General features: G+C 62.9%; 27 protein-coding genes, 1 tRNA gene and 1 pseudogene. 20 read left to right on the forward strand and 9 right to left on the reverse strand.

The genetic code is table 11. The annotated features are described in order from the left end of the window. Both A3A9_RS39220 and A3A9_RS0121620 read left to right on the forward strand, forming a co-directional pair. Positions 1-197, forward strand: a pseudogene (locus A3A9_RS39220) (IS630 family transposase); the annotation flags it as partial. Positions 198-402: 205 nt separating this feature from the next. Further along, positions 403-1,296 (forward strand): restriction endonuclease, encoded by an 894-nt coding sequence (locus A3A9_RS0121620; protein ID WP_027060640.1) that lies wholly within the window; start codon positions 403-405, stop codon positions 1,294-1,296. Positions 1,297-1,348: 52 nt separating this feature from the next. On the opposite strand, the gene A3A9_RS0121625 is transcribed toward A3A9_RS0121620, so the two are convergent. The 3 genes from A3A9_RS0121625 to A3A9_RS0121635 all read right to left on the reverse strand — a co-directional run bounded on the left by A3A9_RS0121625 (position 1,349) and on the right by A3A9_RS0121635 (position 3,686). Beyond that, a tRNA-Arg gene (locus A3A9_RS0121625) sits at positions 1,349-1,425 on the reverse strand. 230 nt (positions 1,426-1,655) lie between these two features. Next, positions 1,656-2,582: a DUF1003 domain-containing protein gene (locus tag A3A9_RS0121630; protein WP_027060641.1), complete on the reverse strand. Its 927-nt coding sequence runs from the start codon at positions 2,580-2,582 to the stop codon at positions 1,656-1,658. A gap of 210 nt (positions 2,583-2,792) precedes the next feature. After that, the gene (locus A3A9_RS0121635; protein WP_033838716.1) at positions 2,793-3,686 is read right to left on the reverse strand and encodes a D-alanyl-D-alanine carboxypeptidase family protein; all 894 of its coding nucleotides are present in this window, start codon (positions 3,684-3,686) and stop codon (positions 2,793-2,795) included. A gap of 211 nt (positions 3,687-3,897) precedes the next feature. Between A3A9_RS0121635 and A3A9_RS0121640 the strand changes: the two genes are divergently transcribed. From A3A9_RS0121640 to A3A9_RS0121655, 4 genes are all read left to right on the forward strand, one after another. Then, on the forward strand, positions 3,898-5,712 hold the full coding sequence (locus A3A9_RS0121640) for a hypothetical protein (RefSeq protein ID WP_027060643.1): 1,815 nt from the start codon (positions 3,898-3,900) through the stop codon (positions 5,710-5,712). A 139-nt stretch (positions 5,713-5,851) separates the two neighbouring features. Next, the gene (locus A3A9_RS0121645; RefSeq protein ID WP_027060644.1) at positions 5,852-6,946 is read left to right on the forward strand and encodes a hypothetical protein; all 1,095 of its coding nucleotides are present in this window, start codon (positions 5,852-5,854) and stop codon (positions 6,944-6,946) included. Positions 6,947-7,039: 93 nt separating this feature from the next. After that, entirely contained in the window at positions 7,040-7,651 is a 612-nt protein-coding gene (locus tag A3A9_RS0121650) for a nucleoside triphosphate hydrolase (RefSeq protein WP_027060645.1), read from the forward strand. Positions 7,652-7,744: 93 nt separating this feature from the next. Next, complete coding sequence (locus A3A9_RS0121655; RefSeq protein WP_027060646.1) at positions 7,745-8,059, forward strand: hypothetical protein; 315 nt, start codon at positions 7,745-7,747, stop codon at positions 8,057-8,059. A gap of 51 nt (positions 8,060-8,110) precedes the next feature. On the opposite strand, the gene A3A9_RS0121660 is transcribed toward A3A9_RS0121655, so the two are convergent. The 3 genes from A3A9_RS0121660 to A3A9_RS0121670 all read right to left on the reverse strand — a co-directional run bounded on the left by A3A9_RS0121660 (position 8,111) and on the right by A3A9_RS0121670 (position 10,477). Beyond that, positions 8,111-8,815: a glutathione S-transferase family protein gene (locus tag A3A9_RS0121660; protein WP_027060647.1), complete on the reverse strand. Its 705-nt coding sequence runs from the start codon at positions 8,813-8,815 to the stop codon at positions 8,111-8,113. A gap of 193 nt (positions 8,816-9,008) precedes the next feature. Continuing rightward, positions 9,009-10,217, reverse strand: a complete 1,209-nt coding sequence (locus tag A3A9_RS0121665; protein WP_027060648.1) for a beta-ketoacyl-[acyl-carrier-protein] synthase family protein — start codon at positions 10,215-10,217, stop codon at positions 9,009-9,011. 5 nt (positions 10,218-10,222) lie between these two features. Beyond that, positions 10,223-10,477 carry an acyl carrier protein gene (locus A3A9_RS0121670; protein WP_027060649.1) on the reverse strand — a complete coding sequence of 85 codons (255 nt, stop codon included), beginning with the start codon at positions 10,475-10,477 and terminating at the stop codon, positions 10,223-10,225. Between the two features lie 201 nt (positions 10,478-10,678). On the opposite strand from A3A9_RS0121670, the gene A3A9_RS0121675 reads away from it, so the two are divergent. The 5 genes from A3A9_RS0121675 to A3A9_RS0121695 are packed head-to-tail and all read left to right on the forward strand — an operon-like array spanning position 10,679 to position 13,024. After that, positions 10,679-11,521, forward strand: a complete 843-nt coding sequence (locus A3A9_RS0121675) for an urease accessory protein UreD (RefSeq protein WP_027060650.1) — start codon at positions 10,679-10,681, stop codon at positions 11,519-11,521. A gap of 13 nt (positions 11,522-11,534) precedes the next feature. After that, positions 11,535-11,837, forward strand: a complete 303-nt coding sequence (locus A3A9_RS0121680; protein ID WP_023693076.1) for an urease subunit gamma — start codon at positions 11,535-11,537, stop codon at positions 11,835-11,837. A 10-nt stretch (positions 11,838-11,847) separates the two neighbouring features. Beyond that, complete coding sequence (locus tag A3A9_RS0121685) at positions 11,848-12,090, forward strand: DUF1272 domain-containing protein (protein WP_027060651.1); 243 nt, start codon at positions 11,848-11,850, stop codon at positions 12,088-12,090. A gap of 34 nt (positions 12,091-12,124) precedes the next feature. Next, positions 12,125-12,712 carry a HupE/UreJ family protein gene (locus A3A9_RS0121690; RefSeq protein WP_027060652.1) on the forward strand — a complete coding sequence of 196 codons (588 nt, stop codon included), beginning with the start codon at positions 12,125-12,127 and terminating at the stop codon, positions 12,710-12,712. A 6-nt stretch (positions 12,713-12,718) separates the two neighbouring features. Beyond that, a complete protein-coding gene (locus A3A9_RS0121695) occupies positions 12,719-13,024 on the forward strand; it encodes an urease subunit beta (RefSeq protein WP_027032439.1) in 306 nt (101 codons plus the stop codon). Positions 13,025-13,044: 20 nt separating this feature from the next. On the opposite strand, the gene A3A9_RS0121700 is transcribed toward A3A9_RS0121695, so the two are convergent. Next, positions 13,045-13,533: a hypothetical protein gene (locus tag A3A9_RS0121700; protein ID WP_027060653.1), complete on the reverse strand. Its 489-nt coding sequence runs from the start codon at positions 13,531-13,533 to the stop codon at positions 13,045-13,047. Between the two features lie 111 nt (positions 13,534-13,644). Further along, positions 13,645-14,028 (reverse strand): hypothetical protein, encoded by a 384-nt coding sequence (locus A3A9_RS0121705; protein ID WP_033838717.1) that lies wholly within the window; start codon positions 14,026-14,028, stop codon positions 13,645-13,647. Positions 14,029-14,180: 152 nt separating this feature from the next. On the opposite strand from A3A9_RS0121705, the gene ureC reads away from it, so the two are divergent. The 9 genes from ureC to A3A9_RS0121750 all read left to right on the forward strand — a co-directional run bounded on the left by ureC (position 14,181) and on the right by A3A9_RS0121750 (position 21,030). Continuing rightward, a complete protein-coding gene (gene ureC, locus A3A9_RS0121710) occupies positions 14,181-15,893 on the forward strand; it encodes an urease subunit alpha (protein ID WP_027060655.1) in 1,713 nt (570 codons plus the stop codon). A 182-nt stretch (positions 15,894-16,075) separates the two neighbouring features. Then, entirely contained in the window at positions 16,076-16,564 is a 489-nt protein-coding gene (locus tag A3A9_RS0121715; protein ID WP_027060656.1) for a DUF29 domain-containing protein, read from the forward strand. 56 nt (positions 16,565-16,620) lie between these two features. Beyond that, the gene (locus A3A9_RS0121720) at positions 16,621-17,214 is read left to right on the forward strand and encodes a membrane protein (protein WP_027060657.1); all 594 of its coding nucleotides are present in this window, start codon (positions 16,621-16,623) and stop codon (positions 17,212-17,214) included. Positions 17,215-17,258: 44 nt separating this feature from the next. Next, positions 17,259-17,864: a glutathione S-transferase family protein gene (locus tag A3A9_RS0121725; protein ID WP_027060658.1), complete on the forward strand. Its 606-nt coding sequence runs from the start codon at positions 17,259-17,261 to the stop codon at positions 17,862-17,864. Next, the gene (gene ureE, locus A3A9_RS0121730) at positions 17,861-18,457 is read left to right on the forward strand and encodes an urease accessory protein UreE (protein WP_027060659.1); all 597 of its coding nucleotides are present in this window, start codon (positions 17,861-17,863) and stop codon (positions 18,455-18,457) included. The genes A3A9_RS0121725 and ureE overlap by 4 nt, the downstream gene beginning before the upstream one ends. Next, a complete protein-coding gene (locus A3A9_RS0121735) occupies positions 18,450-19,121 on the forward strand; it encodes an urease accessory protein UreF (protein WP_033838718.1) in 672 nt (223 codons plus the stop codon). The genes ureE and A3A9_RS0121735 overlap by 8 nt, the downstream gene beginning before the upstream one ends. Next, positions 19,118-19,558 (forward strand): DUF3995 domain-containing protein, encoded by a 441-nt coding sequence (locus tag A3A9_RS0121740; protein ID WP_027060661.1) that lies wholly within the window; start codon positions 19,118-19,120, stop codon positions 19,556-19,558. The genes A3A9_RS0121735 and A3A9_RS0121740 overlap by 4 nt, the downstream gene beginning before the upstream one ends. Further along, entirely contained in the window at positions 19,555-20,184 is a 630-nt protein-coding gene (gene ureG / locus A3A9_RS0121745; protein WP_027060662.1) for an urease accessory protein UreG, read from the forward strand. Before A3A9_RS0121740 ends, ureG begins: the two co-directional genes overlap by 4 nt. 78 nt (positions 20,185-20,262) lie before the next feature. After that, positions 20,263-21,030, forward strand: a complete 768-nt coding sequence (locus A3A9_RS0121750; RefSeq protein WP_027060663.1) for a class II aldolase and adducin N-terminal domain-containing protein — start codon at positions 20,263-20,265, stop codon at positions 21,028-21,030. Here A3A9_RS0121750 and A3A9_RS0121755 read toward each other — a convergent pair. Further along, positions 21,027-21,659: an HAD family hydrolase gene (locus A3A9_RS0121755; protein ID WP_027060664.1), complete on the reverse strand. Its 633-nt coding sequence runs from the start codon at positions 21,657-21,659 to the stop codon at positions 21,027-21,029. The genes A3A9_RS0121750 and A3A9_RS0121755 overlap by 4 nt on opposite strands. Between the last annotated feature and the right edge of the window lie 129 nt (positions 21,660-21,788).

Here is a 21,788-nt window from a genome sequence, read left to right on the forward strand (position 1 = left end):
CCGAACTCACCCGCAAGCAACTGCGCCGTGGTGTCCATACCTCCACCAGCCAGCTTGAGGCCGATATTCGCGCCTTCATCCAGCGCCACAACGAGAACCCCAAGCCATATCGATGGACCAAGTCCGCAGACGACATTCTCGCCTCCGTCAAACGCTTCTGCCAGAGGGCGGAACACTCCTTATGCCACGAAATTTAGATTCAGATGACTAGATCCCAACGACATCGCGGGAATTCCGATCGCTCGTCTTGACCCAAAGCAGGAAGCGACTATCGCGGACCTCGCCGAAGAGGCGGCAGCAAAGCAAGCAGAGGCGGAATCACTCGAACGTAAGCTATCCGAGGAAGCAGGGGACGTCATTTCACAGTACCTCACTATGTCAGGCAGTGCCTGAGCAGCGACGATGTCAAACCCAAAAGGACCAAAATTTATCCAGTATTTCCAGCCCGTGATAGATGGGCTGCGCGAGTTGGGGTCCTCAGCGAGACCTAGGGAGGTTTACGGCTGGATTTCCGAACATCGGAATGTTCCTAAGTTGGAGATCGAGGGCACAACCAAAGGCGGGCAATCGAAATTCGAAAACAAGGTCGGCTGGGCGCGTTTCTACTTGGCAAAGGCTGGTTTGATAGCCACTGAGCAACGCGGTGTCTGGGTGCTAACCGAGAAGGGGCGTGCGACCAATTTAACGCATGATCAGGCCTACCAGCTCTTTAAAGCGATCCATAGTGCGTTCCCCCGCCCAGATAAGGCAGAGGAGCGAAATCAACCTAGGTCTCCCACCGACGATGAGGACGCCAGCGCGCCCGATGAGAAGGTTTATCTCAATCAAGATGAAATTCAGGAACGCCTTGTCGAATTATTGCGCAGCACGACAGATAAGGGTTTCGAGGAGCTTTGCGCGCGTCTCTTGAGACACATCGGTTTTGAGAACGTAAAGGTCACTGGCCAGCGCGGAGATCAGGGCATTGATGGCGAGGGATACCTCCTCATCAATCGTTTTGTACGTACGAAGGTCATGTTCCAGTGCAAACGCTACGATGGGACGGTGGGGCCGGAGAAGGTCCGAGAATTTCGCGGCGCGATCCAAGGAAGAGCCGAGCGAGGCATCTTTCTTACGACGGGCACATTCACCAAAGGAGCTCGCGACGCCGCTGCGCTCGACAACGCCACAGCGATCGAACTTGTGGACATCGATCGGCTGCTGCAGCTTCTGATCGAAGAAGGTCTTGGGGTCAGGGAGACGAAAGCTCTGACGATCGAACCTGACTTCTTCGTTGCCTACCAAAAGAAAAACTAACTTGGCATACGGCCGTTGCAATCCTCTGGGCTGCTACAGCATCGGACGCATATGGCGCACCCGACAGGATTCGAACCTGTGACCTCTGCCTTCGGAGGGCAGCGCTCTATCCAGCTGAGCTACGGGTGCTTCCCGGGAACCGGAAAACGAACCAGCCGGTGAACCGGCAAGTCACGGCTTCTTAGCGGAAGCGGGCGCGGGCTTCAACGGGGAATTGTGCGGCGTCTGGTGACGGAGTGGATGGTCTGGTCGCTGATACGGGCCAGTTGTTGATGGCGCTCCCCCTCTCCGTCTCGGCTTCGCCGAGCCACCTCTCCCCCGCCTCTGGCGGGGGCGAGGAACCAAGCTGCCGGGGCTCCCTACCCCGCCTCACCCTTCACCGTCCTCCGCCTCGCGCCGCGCACCGTGCGCTTCGTCTTCTTCGCGCCCGCCAGCTCCTGCATGGCCTCGAGCTGCATCTGCTGCATCTCCGCCAGGCGCGTCCATTGGCGGGAGATGAGGTAGTCGAGTTTTTCGTGCAGATGGCGCACTTCAAGCTCGGCTTTGAGGTTGACGCGGTATTCGTTGAAGGAGCGCAGGCGGTCTTTCACCTCCTGGCGCTTCTGGCTCATCATGATGATCGGCGCCTGGATGGCGGCGATGCAGGAGAGCAGCAGGTTGAGCAGGATGAAAGGATAGGGATCGAAGGCGCCATTCAAACCCTCGAACAGGTTGATGCCGATCCAGATCAGGAGAACCGTGGCAAACGAGATCAGGAACCACCAGCTGCCGCCGAAGGCCGCCATGTTGTCGGAGACGCGGTCGGGAAACGTGCGGTGCTCCTCGAACTCCTCTTCCGAGTTTTCCGAAATCGTGTCCTGCCTGGCGATCGATTCCACCACCTGACGGTCGAGCTCGGAGAATTCGCCGTGCTCCTGCTGCAGCAGCTCCTCCATGTAGCGCATGCGGTAGCGGCCGAGCTCCTCACGGCTGACGCGGGCGCCCTTGGGCAGGTCCGGATGGTCCGATCGAATGCGGTCGGCGAGGCTCGGGCGCAGCGTGTCGATGCGCACTAGGTCGCGCTTGCGGAATTTGCGGCCCGAGATCGCCGACGGTTTTTTCCTTGGCTTTGTCCGCGACGCGCCGGGGAGCGATGGTTCGGAATCCGGCACTTCGGGCGTGTCGAAATGCTCGTCGGAAACCTCTTGCAGATCCTCCTGCGCGATCGGCGCCTCGAAATATTCGCCGCCGCTGTCGTTCTCATTGTCCGCCGCCTTCTGGTCGGCTGCCTTGGGAACGGTGCTCATGGTGCTGGCTCCTGCTGTGGCGCTGCTGACTCAAGGATACGCCGAGGTGGCGGGGTATAGCTACCACCGGTTTTGCCAGCCTATGCCATGGCTTCCCAACGATTGCGTGACAACAGGATAACAATAGCCGGCTGCGGGTTTTTCGCGGCTGTTCGCAGGGTGAGCGAAGCCTTCCCCCGCTTCGAGGGGTGGCTCCGCTCCGCTGCTGCTTTACTGCTGTTCGGCGAACATCAGCCTGGTCTTGGTGGCATCCATCGTCGGCGACAGGCTGCGCTGGATCAGGGCTTCGACATGGTCGTTGCGCTGGCGGGCACTGTCGGCGCCCATCACCACCACGATCAGCTGGCGGCCGTCGGCATCGTAGGAGGTGACGATGTTGAAGCCGGAGGCCCTGATGTAGCCGGTCTTGATGCCGTCGACGCCGCGCACACGGCCGAGCATGTCGTTGTGGCCGCGCACCAGCTTGCCGCGGAACATGAAGTCGCTTTCGGAGAAATAGTGGAAGTGCTGCGGAAAGCGGGTGTGCAGCGCCATGCCGAGCACGGCCATGTCGCGCGCCGTCGTCATCTGGCTGTCGTCGGGCAGGCCCGATGCATTGCGGAACGTGGTGCTGGTCATGCCGAGCTGGCGCGCCTTTGATGTCATCATGGCGGCGAACTGGTCCTCCGAGCCGCCGAGATACTCGCCGACCGCCACCGCCACGTCATTGGCGGATTTGACCACAATGGCGCGGATGGCGGAATCGACATCGATCGTTTCGCCGCGCCTGAAGCGCATCTTGGTCGGCGGCTGCGAGGCGGCGTGGTCGGAAACCGGGATCTGCGTTTCCTTGGTGACGCGGCCGGAGTCCATCGCCTCGAACAGGAGGTAGAGCGTCATCATCTTGGTCAGCGACGCCGGATAGCGCTGCGCCGTCGAGTTGACCTCGAACAGCTGCTTGCCGGTCTTGGCGTCGACGACGATGGCCGCATATTTCTGCGGCGGCGCGGGAACAGTCAGCACCTGATCCGGCGGAGCCGTGGTCGAGCAGCCGGCGACCATCAGCAACACGCCAAGGGCGACGAAAAGTCTCTGAAGAAGCGGAAAGGGACGCAGATTGGACAAGGGCTGGACTGTTCTGGCGATGCTGTTGCTGAGATAAGGCGAAGCTAACGTAACGCGATGGATGCGTCCATTTGGTTAATGGCTGTTGGCCCCAGGATTGTCGAGGCCTTCGTAAGCCGCCCCGAAATCGCCCGTTTCTGTGTCTTTCCTTGCCAAGGCCGCGTTTCCTGTGGGAAGGGGCGTGGGCATCTGGCGGCTTGGGGGGCTTGGCATGGCGGATATCGGGGTTGGGGGCGCAGCGCCCTCGCTTATCAGGGCATCACTCAGCCGGACCGGCAAATGGGCCGGCAGCGTCGCTTTCATCAGCGGCGCCGTTGGCGACGTGCTCAATCCGCTGGCGCCGTTCGCCGCCTATATCGCGCTGGTCGCGGCGGTGGCAGCGGCCATCATCGCCATCGCCATCGTGCTCAAGCTTGTGCTGGCCGCCAAGGCGCTGCCGGCGCTGGTGTTTGCCACCAGTGCGGCGGCGGTCGCCGGCGGTGTCTATGCCGTGCAGCAGGAGACCAATTCGCAGAACGGGGTGATCGCTGGCCTGGTGCCGGCGATCGCGCAGTTGCAGCAGTCGATCGGCATCGTCTCCGAAAAGGTGGCGAAGATCGAGCAGACGGTCACGCAAACGCAAAAGACCGTCGAAGAGGTCAAGAAATCGACCGACACGGTTGCGCAGAAGACCGATCAGATCGCGTCCGCCCAGCAGCAGCAGACGGCGCAGGGCGCCGAGACGCAAAAGACCGTCGAGGCGGTCAAGAAGACGACGGAGACGCTCGCCGCCGGCCAGCAACAGCAGCAGGTGCAGGCGCAAAAGCTGCAGGCGACAACCGAGCTGATCGCCGCCTCAATCGACACCATCGCCAAGGGGTTTGCCCAGCTCGCGGCGCAAGGCGGGGCGATCGCCGAGCCAAAGCGGCCTGACGAGTTCTACCACAATGCCCGCGTCTACGAACTGTCCGGCGACATGCTCAACGCACGGCGCTCCTACCTTGCCTTTGCCGGCTTCGATGTCGACGCCATCGACCCCTATACGCGCTTTGCCACGCTGCTTCGGGTGCAGGACGGCAAGGCCGGCGCGCGCGAGGTGTTTGGCGCTTTGGCCGACAAGGGCAAGGCGCTGTCGATCAAGCTGGTGCATATCCTGCAGTTCGACGACGCGCAGCGCCTCGACAAGCTCAACGCCTTCATCGCGGCCAACCCCGATTTCGCGCCGGCCTACTACCTGCTGGCGCAGGAGTTCTCGGAAGACCGCCTCGGCAGCCAGACGCTGACCGACAAGCGCAGCGAAGCCCAGGCGCTGACCAAATTCGTGTCCTACGAAAAGGATGGCGGGCTGCTCAAATATTTCGTCGACCAGACGCAGCTCGCCGATTGGCTGGACCGCAGCCGCAGCCGGCTGGCCGCACTTGGCGACGTGCTCGACCCCACCCGCTTTGCGCCTTCGGTGACGCCGATGCGCTCCAACCAGGGCTGGTCGATGACCATTTCGCTGCCGGAGCCGGCGACGGCGATTTCCTGGCGTCTCGGCGACACCGGCTCCTTCACCGACACCGGCCTGATGGCGCTCAACGACCAGCGCACCGGCAAGCCGATGCCCAATCCGAGCTTCGAACTGCCCGACAGCACGGCGGCGACCACGATCGCGATCAAATATCTCGATATCAGAGGCCGAGAAACCGGCCCGTTCGACATCCGCTTCGATCCGGATGCCGCGCTGCAGCGAGGTGACAAGCAGATCCTAGACCAGTTCTGGACCTCGTGGATCGCCTTCGACTCCGGCGGCAATCACGGCCTGGTCTATTTCACCCAGATGCTGTCTTACCGCTGCGCCATCAAGGAGGTGCATTACAGCCTGAACGGTGCCGCGCTCGACAAGTCGCTCGATATACCGCCTTGCGACAAGAAGGATCCCTACGCCATCCCCTACGATGCCAAGGGTTATTTCAAGGTCGCCGACAGCGTGAAGTCGATGTCGGTGCAGGTCACGTACACCGACGGCACCAAATCGCCGGTGCGGGAATACAAGCGGCAGTAGCCGATGCGAAATGCCGGCCGCGGTGCTTGCGAAACCCGAGCCAAACAGGTTCTGTTTGCGCGCTTTGTTTTGCGCATGATCCTTTCCGAAAATCGATTCGGATTTTCGGGGTCGTGCGCCAAGAATCGGTGACAGCTCAATGACCATCAGCACGATCAAGGCCAGGGGTATTTCGGTTTCGCTCGACCTCACGGTCGGACATATCGCCGACATGACCATCGAGAGCGGCGGGCGCCAGCTGAAGCCGCTGCACCGTGCGCCCTGGGTCGACGCAGGCGAGGCGCTGCCCGAAGACCTGCCGCAAGGCACGGTTCGGCTGTCCGGCGATTTCCTCTGCGCGCCGTTTTCGCGCAGCGATGTCGAGGAGGCGCCGCTGCATGGCTGGCCGGCCAACAGCGCCTGGGATGTCACCGAGAGCGCCGCCACGGATGGCGGATGGCGCGCTGTCTACCGGCTGCGGCACAAGGTGACGGGCGCCAGCGTCGACAAGATCTTTACACTGCGCGACGACCATCCATTCCTCTATCAGGAACATGTGTTTTCCGGCGGCTCCGGCGCGATTTCGGTCGCCCACCACCCGATGACGGCGATGAAAGGCGGCGGCAGGCTGGCCTTTTCGCCAAAACGGTTCGCCGCGACGCTGGACGCGCCGCTGGAGCCGGACCCGGCGCGCGGCCGCTTCATGCTGGCCTATCCGGCGCGGTCCACCGATCTCAGCCATTTTCCCGCCACCGGCGGGGGCACGCTCGACCTGACGCAATACCGCATGGAGGACCGGCGCGAGGATTTCATCACGCTGGTCGAGGCCGACCATGGCGGGCCGGGCTGGACGGCGCTGGCGCGGCAGGCCGAGGACGATCTGGTTCTGGTGCTGAAGAACCCGGCCGAGTTGCCGATTACCATGCTGTGGCTCAGCAATGGCGGGCGCGACTACGCGCCCTGGAGCGGGCGGCACCTCGGCGTGCTCGGCATCGAGGATGGGCGTGCCGCCGTCGGCCATGCCGCCTCGATCGGCGACAATTGGCTGAGACGCGAAGGCGTGGCGACCGCCTTTGCGCTCGGCGAAGGTCGCAGCGTCTCGTTCCGCCATGTCATCGGCGCGCTGTCCGGCGGCACCCCACCGCGGGAGATTGCAACGGCGGACGGCCAGATGCGGCTCTCGGCCGATGGCTCAACATCGCAAGTGCCCTTCGACAGCGCGTTCCTGCGCATTGGTCAGCCTGCGGCTGCTTGAGCGGGAATTGCGCGACCGCGGGGTTTGAAATTTCCACCGACTGCCGCCAAGATGCGGCAGAAACATCGCGCCGATCATCCAGGTGAGGTTCCCATGTCCGAAATCGCCCACCTCGCCGCCAGCATTTTCAAGCGCGCCGGCAAGGCCAAGCGCTTCATCGTCGCCATTGCGGGGCCACCTGGCGCCGGCAAGTCAACGCTGTCGGCCGGCCTGCATGACCTTTTGCCGGAAGGGGCGGTGGAAGTCGTGCCTATGGACGGCTTTCACTATGACGACATCGTGCTCGACGCGCGCGGCCTGCGCGCGCGGAAGGGCGCACCGGAAACCTTCGACTTTGCCGGCTTCGAAACCTTGCTGAAGCGTATCCGGGCCGGCGAACCCGACATCGCGATCCCCGTCTTCGACCGCAGCATGGAACTGTCGCGCGCCGCCGCGGCGATCGTCGGCACCGAGACCAAGTTCATCCTGGTCGAAGGCAATTACCTGCTGCTCGATGAGGAGCCGTGGTCGCGGCTGGCGCCTTTGTTCGACTTCTCGATCTTCGTCGACGTGCCGCGCAATGAACTCGAACGCCGCCTGATGGAGCGCTGGCACGGCCATGGCCGTTCCGACGAGGATGCGCGCGCCTGGATCGCTTCCAACGACATGCCCAACATCGAGCGCGTGCTGGGCCGGCGCCGGGCGGCGGATCTGGTCATTGGTTAACACGCTTAATTTTCGGTATTTTCGGACGGGAACTTTAAGAGTTTCACGCCGTTATTGCGGAGAACCTATCTGTCCGGCGTAAGGAATTTTCCGATGGCAACCAAGGCAAAAAAACCCGCCAAGACGACGCCTGCGAAGGCAACGCAGGCGAAGGCTGGTGCGGGTCCAGCGATTGCGGAACGCTCGAAGGATGCCAAGGGCGCTTTTGGCAAGGCCGCCCCTAGAAAAGTCGCTCCGGCCGCGAAGGCTGCCAGCCCGCGTAAGTCGGTGCCGGCGAAACCCGGTGCGGTCCGGACGGCGGCGAATATAGCCGCTGGCGCGGTGGTCGCAACCGCGCGCGGCGCCGTTTCGCTTGCCGCTTCCGTGATCGGCAGGGGTGGCTCGAAGGCCAAGGCCAAGGCGAAGTAGCAACGCCTGCATCGTCTACCCGACCCAGGGCAATCGCCTTACAGGCCCGTTTCAGCCCCTTGCCGGGATGCTAAGGCCCTTCTGCACCGCCGGCCGTGAAAGACCGCGTCCCAGCCAAGCGCCGACATTGGCGAAATCCTTGAAGCCGACAATCTCGCCTGCTTCATAGAAGCCGATCAGATTGCGTACCCAGCCGAGCAGCGAGATGTCGGCTATGGTGTAGTCGTTGCCCATGATCCATTTGCGGCCCTTCAGCCTGCCGTCGAGCACACCGAGCAGCCGCCTCGACTCGTCGCGGTAACGTTCCAGCGGGCGCTTGTCGGCGATCTCACGGCCAGCGAACTTGTGGAAGAAGCCGAGCTGGCCGAACATCGGCCCGACCGCGGCCATCTGGAAGAACACCCACTGGATGGTCTCGTAGCGCCGCACCGCATCCGCGGGCAGAAGCAGGCCGGTCTTTTCGGCGAGATAGAGCAGGATGGCGCCGGATTCGAAGAGGCCGATCGGCTTGCCGTCCGGGCCGTTGGGATCGATGATCGCCGGAATCTTGCCATTGGGGTTGAGCGACAGGAATTCCGGCGTCCAGCTTTCATCCTTGCCGATGTTGACGTAATGCGGCTCGTAGGGCAGGCCGATCTCTTCCAGGGCGATCGAGACCTTCACGCCGTTCGGCGTCGGCGCCGAATAGAGCTGGATCTGATCCGGATGCTTGGCTGGCCAGCGGGTTTCGATCGGGAAGGCGGACAGGTCGGCCATGGAAAACTCCTGAAATGGGATTGGCGCCGAAAAGCGCCGGGTTGGCGGGTCGCCCAAGAATTAGGCGCGCGGCCCGGCATGATCAATATGGCGGCAACGGTTTCGCCGTGCACGGACAGTCACGGAACCGGATTGGCGGTGGTGACCGCCTGGGGCAGGTAGTGACCGCCCGGGCGGTGGTAACCACCCGGGATCAGACCGCCTTGAAGGCCAGCACCGCGTTGGTGCCGCCAAAGGCGAAGCCGTTGCTGATCGCGGCGCGCACCTTGCGTTCGCGGGCAACATTGGGCGTGACGTCGAGATCGCAATCCGGATCGGGCTCGCGATAGTTCGCGGTCGGCGGCACGATGCCTTCGCGGATCGCATTGACGCAAGCGATCATCTCCAGCGCGCCGGATGCGCCAAGGCAGTGGGCATGCATCGATTTGGTCGACGACACCGACAGTCTATAGGCGTGGTCGCCGAAGACGCGCTTGATTGCCGCCGTCTCGATCAGATCGTTGGCCTTGGTCCCGGTGCCATGCGCATTGAGATAGTCGACATCCTCGGGATTGAGCCCGGCGTCGGCCAGACAGGCGCGCATGGCGGCCGTCGGCCCCTCGACGGTCGGCGCGACAATGTCGGATGCGTCAGCGGACAGGCCGGCGCCCGCGACTTCGGCAAGAATGGTGGCGCCGCGCGCCATGGCATGTTCATAGGTTTCCAGCACCGCCATGCCGGCGCCTTCACCAAGCGACAGGCCCTGGCGATCGGCTGAAAACGGCCGGCATGTGTCCGGCGCCAGCACCCGCAACGCCTCCCACCCTTTCAGGATACCCCAGACAAGCGGCGCATCGGTGCCGCCCGCTACCATGACGTCAGCGCGGCCAAGCCTGATCTGGTCGACCGCCGAAGCAATGGCATGGTTGGACGACGAACAAGCGGAGGTGACGCCGAAAACCGGACCACGCAGGCCCAGATTCATGCTGACATGGCCCGAGGCCGCACTGGGCATCACCTTCGGAACGGTAAAGATGCCGGCGCGGTTCTTGCCCTCGGTCAAGATGGCGCGATAGCTCTCCTCGATCGCTTCCCAGCCGCAGACGCCGACGCCGATGACGGCGCCCATCCGGTAGGTGGTGGCTTCATCCGAAACCAGGCCGGACTGCTTCAGGGCCTCGCGTGCGGCGATCGTCGCCAACAAGCTGAAACGGTCCATCGACACCGTCTGCTTATGGCCAATGCCATGATCGGGCAGCGTCTTGATTTCGGCGCCGACCCTGACCTTCAGATCGTACAGTGGCGAATTGCTGATCTGGCCAATGGCCGAGCGGCCGGCACGCATCTCGTTCCAGATCGCGGGCGCGTTGGTGCCGAGCCCGCAAATGCCACCCATGCCGGTAATGACGACGCGCTTCAGCATTCAGTTCAGGCTTTTTTCGCGATCAATGCGCGAACGGCCTCGACCATGTCGCCGACATTCTTCAGATTGCTCCAGGCATCGACCGTATTCATTTCGATCTCGATGCCATATTGCTCCTCGAGATCGAAGATGATCTCCGTCAATTCAAGCGAATGGATGCCCAGCGACGTCAACTCGGTGCCGGTGGTGATTTCCTCACCGCCCGACTCCGCATGAGCCTTGATCTTTTCGATGATATCCGTTGCCAGTTGGTCAGCCATTCCGCCTCTTCCCCACTTTTCGTTTCTCGACGCCAACTGAACAGCGCCTTCTTGTCCTCGATATCAGGCTGCGACCGTCGCCTTACACCCCCGCCAAGCATCGCATGACCGCACCAAGGTGGCTCCCTCTATAGAAACGGAAACGCCATCAAGCAACAAGCTATATATCGACAAAACCGCCGCAGTGCTTAACCTGACGGCGTGGATACGATCGAATATACCAAGTTTTCGGGCCAGCCGGCCCAGCGCGCCGCGGGTCTGGCACAGCTGGGCTGCGCCAGCGCCGACGGCCGCACGCGGTTGCAGCGCCTCTATCAGGATGGCTCCGCCAAGATAAGGCTGCCGGCCGTTTCGGCCGATCCGCTGGAGGCGGTGCTGATCAACACCGCCGGTGGATTGACCGGCGGCGACCGCATCGGCTGGGAGGTGGATGTCGGCGCCGATGCCTCGGCATCGATAACGACCCAGGCCTGCGAGAAGGTCTACCGCGCCGCATCCGACCAGGCCCAGGTGCGGGTCAGGCTGAGCGTCGGCGAAAACGGCCGCATCGCCTGGCTGCCGCAGGAAACCATTGTCTTCGACCGGGCGGCCTTTGCCCGCACATTGGATGTCGAGCTTGCCGCGGGGGCCGAGGCGCTGGTGCTGGAGGCAACCGTCTTCGGCCGCCTAGCCATGGGTGAAAGCGCCGCGCTGGGCAGTTTTCGCGACCGCTGGCGCGTCCGCCAGGGTGGTTTTCTCATCCATGCCGAGGATTTCCGAATCGGACCTGATATCGCCGCAACCCTCGCTCGCCCGGCGGCTGCCGGCGGCGCAATCGCGGTGGCAACGCTGCTGCTGGTGTCGGCGCGGGCCGAGGCTTTGCTCGATCGGGTCCGGGAGATCGTCGGCGACCAGGGGGGCGCCAGCGCCTGGAGCGTGAAGCCATCTGGCAAGCTTCTTGCGAGGCTTTATGCCGAGGACAGCTACCAACTGCGCCAGCGGCTGGTTCCGCTTGTCGGATTGCTCAATGGAAGGGCGGGGCTGCCCAAATTATGGTCACTGTGATTCGGGAACCCGCATGAACCTGACGCCAAGGGAAAAAGACAAGCTGCTGATCGCCATGGCGGCGATCGTGGCGCGCAAGCGGCTGGAGCGCGGCGTCAAGCTGAACCATCCGGAAGCGATCGCGCTGATCACCGATTTCGTCGTCGAGGGCGCCCGCGATGGCCGCCCGGTTGCCGAATTGATGGAGGCCGGCGCCCATGTCGTCACCCGCGCGCAGGTGATGGAAGGCATCGCCGAGATGATCCATGACGTGCAGGTGGAGGCAACTTTTCCCGACGGTACCAAGCTGGTGACCGTGCACGAACCCATCAGGTGAGGAGAGGAAAATGCTTGAACTGCGTCCGAACTGCGAGTGCTGCGACAAGAACCTGCCGCCGGCGGCGACGGACGCATTGATCTGCACCTTCTGCGCCGATTGTGTGGAACACGTCCTCAAGGGCGTCTGCCCCAATTGCGGCGGCAATTTTTCGGCCCGGCCGATCCGCCCGGCGGCGAAGCTGGAAAAATATCCGGCTTCGACCAGGCGCGTCCTCAAGGCCGAAGGCTGCGGCCCTCGCAAGGCGGCATGAATACCCTGACATTGGAAACGGAAGGCAAATGGAAATGATCCCTGCCAAACGACTGTCACTCTCGGCGATCCTGTTTCTGGCCGCGGCAATGCCCGCCCACGCCCATGTCGGCATCGGCACGACGTCGTCCTTCACGGCCGGCTTCATGCACCCGCTCTCCGGCCTTGATCACATGACGGTGATGATCGCGGTCGGGCTGTGGGCGGCACTCAAGGGCGGCAGGGCGATCTGGGCGTGGCCGGCTGCCTTTGTCGGCGTCATGCTGGGCGGCGCGGCCCTTGGCATGGCCCATGTGCCGGTGCCCTTCGTCGAGCCGGGCATACTGGCCTCCGTCGTGGCGCTCGGCCTGCTGGTGGCGCTGGCGGTCGATCTGCCCGTCTCGGCCGGTGTTGCCATTATCGGCCTGTTCGCGCTGTTTCACGGGCACGCCCATGGCACCGAAGTGCCGGAAAATGCCGGCGGGTTCGAGTATATGGCGGGCTTTGCCGTCGCCACGGCGCTGCTCCATGCTGTCGGCATCGCCGCCGGGCTTGGTCTTGGCCTGAGGTTGCGTGGTCTGGCCCGCGTCGCGGGTGCTGCCTGCGCGGCGATCGGTGTCGGCCTCGCTTTCGGCGTTGTGTGAGGTCCAATGATCCCCGGCGAAATCATCCCCGTCCAAGGCGACATCGAGCTCAACAAGGGTCTGGCGACCGTCACCCTGAAAGTTGCCAACAGTGGCGATCGGCCAGTTCAGGTCGGCAGCCACTACCATTTCTACGAGACCAATGAGGGGCTGAAATTCGACCGCGAACAGGCCCGCGGCATGCGCCTCGACATCGCCGCCGGCACCGCCATGCGCTTCGAACCGGGCCAGGAGCGCGACGTCACGCTGGTGCCGCTCGGGGGAAAACGCGAGGTTTACGGGTTCCAGCAGAAGATCATGGGCAAGCTGTGACGTGTAGCGGCGCGCTTAAGTCATCTGGAGGGCTTGGCAGCCGCATAGATGACAATCTCTCCTGGATCGTCGAACTCGACGGCGAGGACGTCCTGCGCCAGCACGCGCCGCGAATCGATGGCATTGAACAGCAAAGCGTTCGCCTCGATCTCCTTACGCAGTTCGGCGACGTCGTCCTTATGCTGCCGGACCTTGTTCTCGATGGCCGGCGGCGGGCCGCCTTCGCTGCGCGCCGCGTCGGTCAGGAACACGATATCGACCTTGTCGAGCTTGGACGTCTTGCGCACCGTGCTGATGTTTTCACGCGTGCGGTCGATCGCCGAACTGACTTTTCCGATTTCAGCGGTGGTCCTGGCCACTTCCTGATTGACCTGCGATCCAACGATCCGGTTGACGGTTTCAGGGTTTTCCAGGCCCTGCGCGTCGGCAAAGGGCAGAGTTGCGGCCAAAAACCCGGTTACCACGAGCACGGGCAGCCATTGGGGGGTGGGCAACGCTGGAACGGCCATGATTCGCTTTCGGGATTTGTTTCCGTCAGGCATCAAAACGTCTCCCGCCTTGCCAAGGTTCCCCGTCCAATGCGGTCGGCAGGCCGGATGCCGGCCCGCCAAGCCGCGTCGTCAACTCGCCTTCTTGGTGATCAGGGTCAACGCACCATTGGGCTGCATGCTGGCCGCGATCACCTGCGCCGAGGTCACTCCCTTGGCGTCCATCGCGGACTTCACCTCGGGCGTGGCGTCGATCGAGCTCCGCAGCTTCTGCAAACCGGCGTCGCCGCGCTGGGCGACAATCTGATTGACCTCGGTCTGCGTGGCTGGCGGCAGCTCCTTGATGTCAACGATGTTGACGCTCTGGATCGCCGGTGCCTGAGCCTTGGGAGCAGGCGCGGTTGGAGCCGGCGCGGGCTGCGGCGTGGGTTGCTGCTGGGCACTGGCGGCACCGGCCAGCATCAGGCTGGCGGCGGCTGCAAGAATTATCGTTTTGCGCATGGATTTTCCTTCCATCGATTTGGCAAACGGGTGTTTTGGGGTGACCTCCCAACCTCAACCGCCAAATGGGATCAGAAGGTGTCGGCCAGCGGGTCATTGAATGACCATTGGATGGCAACAATGTGCGGGCAGGTTTCAGACAAATCGCATTTCGGGAGCAATCGCTGATGGCCAGAATAACCCGCGCCGCCTACGCCCAGATGTATGGCCCGACGGTCGGCGACAAGATCAGGCTGGCCGACACCGAGCTGTTCATCGAGGTCGAAAGGGATCTCACCATTTACGGTGAGGAAGTAAAATTCGGCGGCGGCAAGGTCATCCGCGACGGCATGGGCCAGAGTCAGGTTTCGCGCGCCCAGGGCGCTGTCGACACCGTCATCACCAACGCGCTGGTGATCGATGCGTCGGCCGGCATCTTCAAGGCCGATATCGGGCTCAGGGACGGCCGCATCGCGGCGATCGGCAAGGCCGGCAATCCCGATACGCAGGACGGCGTCACGATCATCATCGGCCCCGGCACCGAGATCATCGCCGGCGAGGGCAAGATCCTGACCGCCGGCGGTTTCGATGCGCATATCCACTTCATCTGCCCGCAGCAGATCGAGGAAGCACTGATGAGCGGCATCACCACCATGCTGGGCGGCGGCACCGGCCCGGCGCATGGCACGCTGGCGACGACCTGCACGCCGGGCCCCTGGCACATGGCGCGCATGATCCAGTCCTTCGATGCTTTCCCGATGAATATCGGCCTGTCGGGCAAGGGCAATGCCTCGCTGCCGGCGGCACTGGAAGAAATGGTATTGGGCGGCGCCTGTTCGCTTAAGCTGCACGAGGATTGGGGCACGACACCAGCGGCCATCGACTGCTGCCTGTCGGTCGCGGACGAGTACGACGTCCAGGTGATGATCCACACCGATACGCTCAACGAATCCGGCTTTGTCGAAAACACCGTCGCGGCGATCAAGGGCCGCACCATCCACGCCTTCCACACCGAGGGCGCCGGCGGCGGCCATGCGCCTGACATTATCAAGGTCTGTGGCCTGCCCAATGTCATCCCGTCCTCGACCAACCCGACGCGGCCCTACACAGTCAACACGCTGGCCGAGCATTTGGACATGCTGATGGTCTGCCACCATCTGTCGCCGTCGATTCCCGAGGACATTGCCTTCGCCGAAAGCCGCATCCGCAAGGAGACGATCGCGGCCGAAGACATCCTGCACGACATCGGCGCCTTCTCCATCATCTCGTCCGACAGCCAGGCCATGGGCCGCGTTGGCGAAGTGGCGATCCGCACCTGGCAGACTGCCGACAAGATGAAGCGCCAGCGCGGTTCGCTGCCGCAGGAAACCGGCAACAACGACAATTTCCGCGTCCGCCGCTACATCGCCAAATACACGATCAATCCGGCCATCGCGCATGGACTGTCGAAAGACATCGGCTCGATCGCGGTCGGCAAACGCGCCGATCTCGTTTTGTGGAACCCGGCCTTCTTTGGCGTCAAGCCGGACATGGTGCTGATTGGCGGCATGATCGCCGCAGCCCCGATGGGCGATCCCAACGCCTCGATCCCGACGCCGCAGCCGATGCACTACCGGCCGATGTTCGGCGCCTACGGCAAGGCGCGGACCAACTCGTCGGTGACTTTCGTTTCGAAGGCAGCGCTCGAGTCCGGCCTGCATGGTCGGCTTGGCGTCGACAAGCAGTTCGTCGCTGTCGAAAACACCCGCGGCGGCATCGGCAAGCATTCCATGGTGCTCAACGACGCGACGCCTCATGTCGAGGTCGATCCGGAGACTTACGAAGTGCGCGCCGACGGAGAACTTTTGACCTGCGAGCCGGCAACCGTGCTCCCGATGGCGCAGCGGTATTTTCTGTTTTGAGGCCGGCCCCAAAGTCATGGTTCATGAATTCGGGCAAATGCCTCTGAGAAGTGCGCGCATTTCGTCAAGTGCCGACGCGAAGCGGTCCTCGAAACCGACGGTACTTCGTGGATCCGCCTGATCGCCGGCATGCTTTAGCTTCCAACTTGGAAATCCGGGGCCTTTGGAGCAATATACGCTTCATGAACAAGATCTTTCGAAAACAGCAATTGACGCCCTATGAGGCCGATTATGCTCGGTGGTGCGCGGAGCAAGGCGCGCTGTTGCGCGAAGGTCGTCTATCCGACCTCGACCGCGAGAATCTTGCCGAGGAGATCGAGAGCTTGGGGCGGAGCGACAAAAGGGAAATTGCAAGCAGGCTTGGTACCCTGGTCCTTCACTTGCTCAAATGGGAGTTTCAGCCGGAGCAGCGCAAAACTGGATGGCTGCTGACAATCCGTGAGCAGCGGCATCGGATAGAAAATCTGCTCGATGAAAGTCCGAGCCTGAAAGCATATCCGGCGCAGATGCTGGGACGAGAGTTCAAGATAGCAAGATTAAAGGCGCTGGACGAAACCGGCATGACAGATCGCGATTTCCCTGTTGATTGCCCGTATGCGATCAGGGACATTCTGGACCATGACTATTTTCCAGGTGCGCCGTGGTCTTCGGACAAACTTATTCGCGGGTAACTGAGAATTGGTCCGTCGCAGATATTTCATAACGTCGTGAGCATTGGTATCCGCCCATGGCCACCGAACTAGCCTCTCCCCACGATATTTTCCCGCATATCCGCATCGTCATGGGCATGGTGATCGGGCTTGGCGTCGCCCGCCTGCTGTCTGGGGTGGCGCGCATCGTCCAGCATCCCGGCCAATACAGGCTCTATCCCGTGCACCTCGCCTGGGTCGCCTCCATGCTGTTGCTGCTGGTGCATTTCTGGTGGTGGGAGTTCGGTCTCTACACCATAGAGGTCTGGACCTTCGGCAAATACCTGTTCTTGATCTTCTACGCCATCACGCTGTTCCTGCTGTGCGCGCTGCTGTTTCCGGATTCAATGCTGGACTACACCAGCTACGAGGATTTCTTCTATTCCCGCCGGGGCTGGTTCTTCGGCCTGCTGGCGACGACCTATCTGCTCGACGTGGTCGACACGCTACTGAAAGGCCCGGAGCATTTCGCCCGCTACGGCAATGAATATCTGTTCCGCACACCGGTCTTCGTGGCACTGTGCATTGCCGCCATACTGGTGCGCGATCGCCGCTTTCACATTGCCTTTGTCGTCGGCACGCTGATCTATCAGGTATCGTTCATCCTGCGGCTCTTCGACACCATCGTATGACGGTGGTGGATGGTCTAGGGTCCGGTGAAAGGCAGGTTTCAACGATGTATAAGGCCATCGGATCGCGCGGATCCCGGGTCAGCCGCGTTCTCTGGATGCTCGAGGAACTCGGGCAGCCCTATGAATTCGTCGAGGTCAAGCTGCGCTCGCCGGAAGCCTATGCGCTCAACCCATCGGGCAAGGTGCCGATCCTCATCGACGGCGAGCTGACGGTGACGGATTCGGCGGCGATCTGCGTCTATCTGGCCGACAAGCACGCCGACAAAGGCATGGGCGCCAATCCGGGCGTTGCAGGCCGAGCCGAGATGGATTCCTGGATGCATTTTGCCCAGAGCGAGTTCGAGGCGCCGCTGTGGAACAAATTGCGCCACCGCTTCCTGCTGCCGAAGGAGGTTCGCGTCGATGTCGGCCCCGCAGCGACCTATGACTTCGTCTCGGAGCTTAAGGCGCTGGATCGCCGGCTTGGCGACCAGACGTTTGCGCTGGGCGAACGGTTTTCCGCCGTGGACGTGCTGCTTGGCGACATGGGCAACTGGGCCCGCGCCGGAAAATTCCCGATCGAGTCCGAGCGCGTCAACGCCTATTTCGACCGCGTTCTGGCGCGGCCTGCCCGTGCGCGGGCGCAAGCCAACGGAGGCTCCATGAAATGAAGCTCAACCTCAACACCGACTTCACCAAATTCCCCCGCGCCGTCTCCGTGCTGCAAGCTGGCAGTGCGGGAGCCACAGCGCCATCCGGTCGGGCCGTACTTGCCCATGACGAGCGGCATCTGCGCCGCCGCGCCATCGAACTTGCCGATGGCAGCAAGGTGCTGGTCGACCTGCCCGAACCCGTCGCCCTCAACGATGGCGACCGGCTGGTGCTGGAGGATGGCCGCCATGTCGAGATCGCTGCTGCGCCGGAAGAAGTCTATGACATCCGCGCCCGCGACAGCGTGCATCTGACCGAGCTCGCCTGGCATATCGGCAACCGTCATCTCGCGGCGGGCATCGAGGCCGACCGCATCGTCATCCTGCGCGACCACGTCATCAAGGCGATGCTGGAGGGACTTGGCGCCACTGTGCGCGAGGTTTCCGAACCGTTCAAGCCGGTGCGCGGCGCCTATTCCAGCCATGGTGGTGGACATGGGCATGATCACGGCCATGCCCACAGCCACGCGGAAGCGCATTCGCACGCGCATGGCGAATCGCATTCCCACGCGCACAGCCATTCCCACGCCGGCCATCACCACGACCATGACTGAGCAGCCTTCGACCATTGCGCTCTTGCGGCTGATGGCGTGGCTGTCGCCGGCCTTTCCGGTCGGCGGCTTTGCCTACAGCCATGGTCTGGAGCGCGCGGTGCATGACCGGCTGATAACCGAAGCCGGGAGTCTGGCCAGCTGGTTGGAAACGCTGGTCGAGATGGGCTCGGGCTGGAACGATGCCGTGCTGTTCGCCGAAAGCTGGCGCCGCGCCCGCGACGGCGGCGATCTCGACGAAATCGCCGCACTGGCCGAGGCACTCGCCGGGTCGCGCGAGCGCCACACCGAGACCATGCTGCAAGGTGCAGCCTTCCTTAGGGCTGCCGCAGCTTGGCCCAACCCGGTGCTGGAGCGCTTGCCGGCCGAATGTGCCTACTGCATCGCTGTCGGCGCCATCGCCGGCGGCAATGGCATTGCGGTGCAGGACGCACTCTCCGCCTTCCTGCAGGCCTTCTTCTCCAATCTCGTCCAGGCGGCGATCCGGCTCAGCGTCGTTGGCCAACGCGAAGCCACGGCGCTGCTTGCCGGCTTCGAGCCGCTGGCGCTCTCGACCGCAGCCCGCGCGTCCCGGTCGACACTGGATGATCTCGGTGGCTGCGCCTTCCTCTCTGACGTCATGGCGATGAAGCACGAAACCCAGTATTCGCGATTGTTCCGTTCATGATCGTCCTCGCTTTCGCCCTCTCCCTGGTCCTGCTGCTGATCACCGCCCTGCATGTCTATTGGGGCATTGGCGGCATCTGGCCGGGTACGGATGGCGCCTCCTGCGCCCGCGCCGTTGTCGGTTTTCGTGGCGTCGATGAAATGCCGACGCCCTTCGCCAGTTTCGCCGTTGCCGCCTGTCTTGGCCTGGCGACGCTCTGGCCGCTGGCGCTCATCGGTTTTTTTGCCTCGCCCTTTCCCAAAGAGGGCCTTGCCGCCACCGCGCTGCTCATCGGCCTGGTGTTCCTCGGCCGCGGCATTGCCGGCTTCACGCCATGGTGGCGGCGGCTGGCGCCCGAGCAGCCTTTCGCTCGGCTCGATGTCAGATATTATTCGCCGCTCTGCCTGTTGATCGGGCTCGGCTTCGCTACCCTTGCCATCATGGAGTTCCCGACATGACCCAAGCTAACGGCCCTCTTCGCATCGGCATTGGTGGCCCTGTCGGCTCCGGCAAGACGACGCTCACCGAGAAGCTCTGCAAGGCGTTGCGCGATGAGTTCTCGATCGCGGTCGTCACCAACGACATCTACACCAAGGAAGACGCCATGATGCTGGCCCGGCTGCAGGCGCTGCCGGAGGATCGCATCATGGGTGTCGAGACCGGCGGCTGCCCACACACCGCCATTCGCGAAGACGCCTCGATTAATCTCCAGGCGATCGCCGAGATGAACAAGAAATTCCCCGATCTCGACATCATCTTCATCGAATCCGGTGGCGACAACCTCGCCGCCACCTTTTCGCCGGACCTTGCTGACCTGACGCTTTACGTGATCTCGGTCTGCCAGGGTGAAGAGATCCCGCGCAAGGGCGGGCCGGCGATCACCCGGTCCGATTTCCTGGTCATCAACAAGAGCGATCTGGCGCCCTATGTGAACGTCAACCTGGACGTGATGGAGAGCGACGCCGGCCGCATGCGCGGCAAGCGGCCGTTCGGCTTCACCGATCTGTCGCGCGGCAAGGGGCTGCAGGAGGTCATCAACTTCATCGTCGAGCATGGCGGGCTGAGGGCCGTCGCTGCCGCCTGACGGACAGCCTGCACCAATCGAAACCGGTTGCGAGCAGACGTTGGTCGCGCCATTCTTGCCAAAACTGGAGATTTCGAGATGAGCATTGCCCGCCTGCAGAAAGAGCCGCTGACCAACCTGCCCTTCTATGAGGAGCGCGTCGATCTTGCCTGTGCCTTCCGCTGGACGGCGCGGCTCAACATGCACGAGGCGGTGGCCAACCATTTCTCGCTGGCGGTGAACGAGGACGGCACTCAGTTCCTGATGAACCCCAACCAGGTGCATTTCTCGCGCATCAAGGCGAGCGACCTGTTGCTGATCGACGCCAACGATCCCGACACGCTCTCCGGCCCCAACGCGCCGGACCCGACGGCGTGGGGCCTGCACGGCGCTATCCATCGCAACGTGCCGCACGCGCGCTGCGTCATGCATGTGCATTCGATCCATGCCACGGTGCTGGCCTCGCTTGCGGATTCGACCCTGCCGCCGATCGACCAGAATTCCGCGATGTTCTTCAACCGCCATGTCGTCGACGCGCATTATGGCGGGCTGGCCTTCGAGGAGGAGGGCGAGCGCTGCTCGCAGCTCCTCACCGATCCCAAGGTCAAGGTGATGGTGATGGGCAATCATGGCGTGCTGGTGATCGGCGACACGGTCGCCGATGCCTTCAACCGCATGTTCTATTTCGAGCGCGCCGCCGAGACCTACATCAAGGCGCTGTGGACCGGCCGGCCGCTGCGCACCCTGTCCGACGCGATCGCCGAGAAGACGGCGACAGAGACAGACGATTATCCCGGTCAGGCCGATCGCCATCTCAGCGAGTTGAAAGCGCTCCTCGACGAGCAGGAACCGGTCTACCGGAATTAAAGCCCGACTTCCCGGCGCAGTTCCTCGGCGCTGTTGATGACAATGGCGCCGGGCGGGCCTTCCATGGGCGCTTCCGGCCAGAAGATCGTCTTCATGCCCGCCGCCAGCCCCGCCAGGGCGCCCGGCCAGCTGTCGTCGACCGCTACCGCTTGCGCCGGATCGACATCGGCCAGATAGGCGGCGCGCAGGAACGGTTCGGCGTGCGGCTTGCCTTCGCGCACGTCATTGCGACTGATCGTCTTCATACCGGGATAGGTCAGGCCGACCATGCGCAGATTGGCGTCGACGATCATGCGGTCCGAATTGGAGACCACCGCTTGCTGCACGCCCTTTGCGCGCAGTTCGTTAAAGACTTCGATGGCGCCGGGGCGCGGCTTGAGACCCTCGACCAGCGGAAGATAGTGCTCGTATTTGCGCATGATCCAGTCGTCGAACGGCAGGTCCAGGCCGAATTCGTCGCGCATCATCTCGTAGACCGGCCAGGCGGCGACGCCGAGAACGCGCTCATGCAGGTCGGCGGGTGGCTTGAGACCGACATTGCGCATCGCCGCTATCAAAGCTGCCTCGTGCAGCGGCTCGCTGTCGACCAGCGTGCCGTCCATGTCCCAGAAAACCGCCTTCGGTGTCATGCAACGCTCCTTTTTCGATCCCCTTAAAGGGTTTGCGCCGGGAGATAAACCATCGAGACCGCAGAACGTGGCTGCAACCGGAGCCGAAATTGCCCAGCTTTCTCCAGCCAGACTTTGTCGGCGGAACCA

The organism is Mesorhizobium loti CJ3sym (assembly GCF_000472785.1).
GTDB lineage: Bacteria > Pseudomonadota > Alphaproteobacteria > Rhizobiales > Rhizobiaceae > Mesorhizobium > Mesorhizobium loti_E.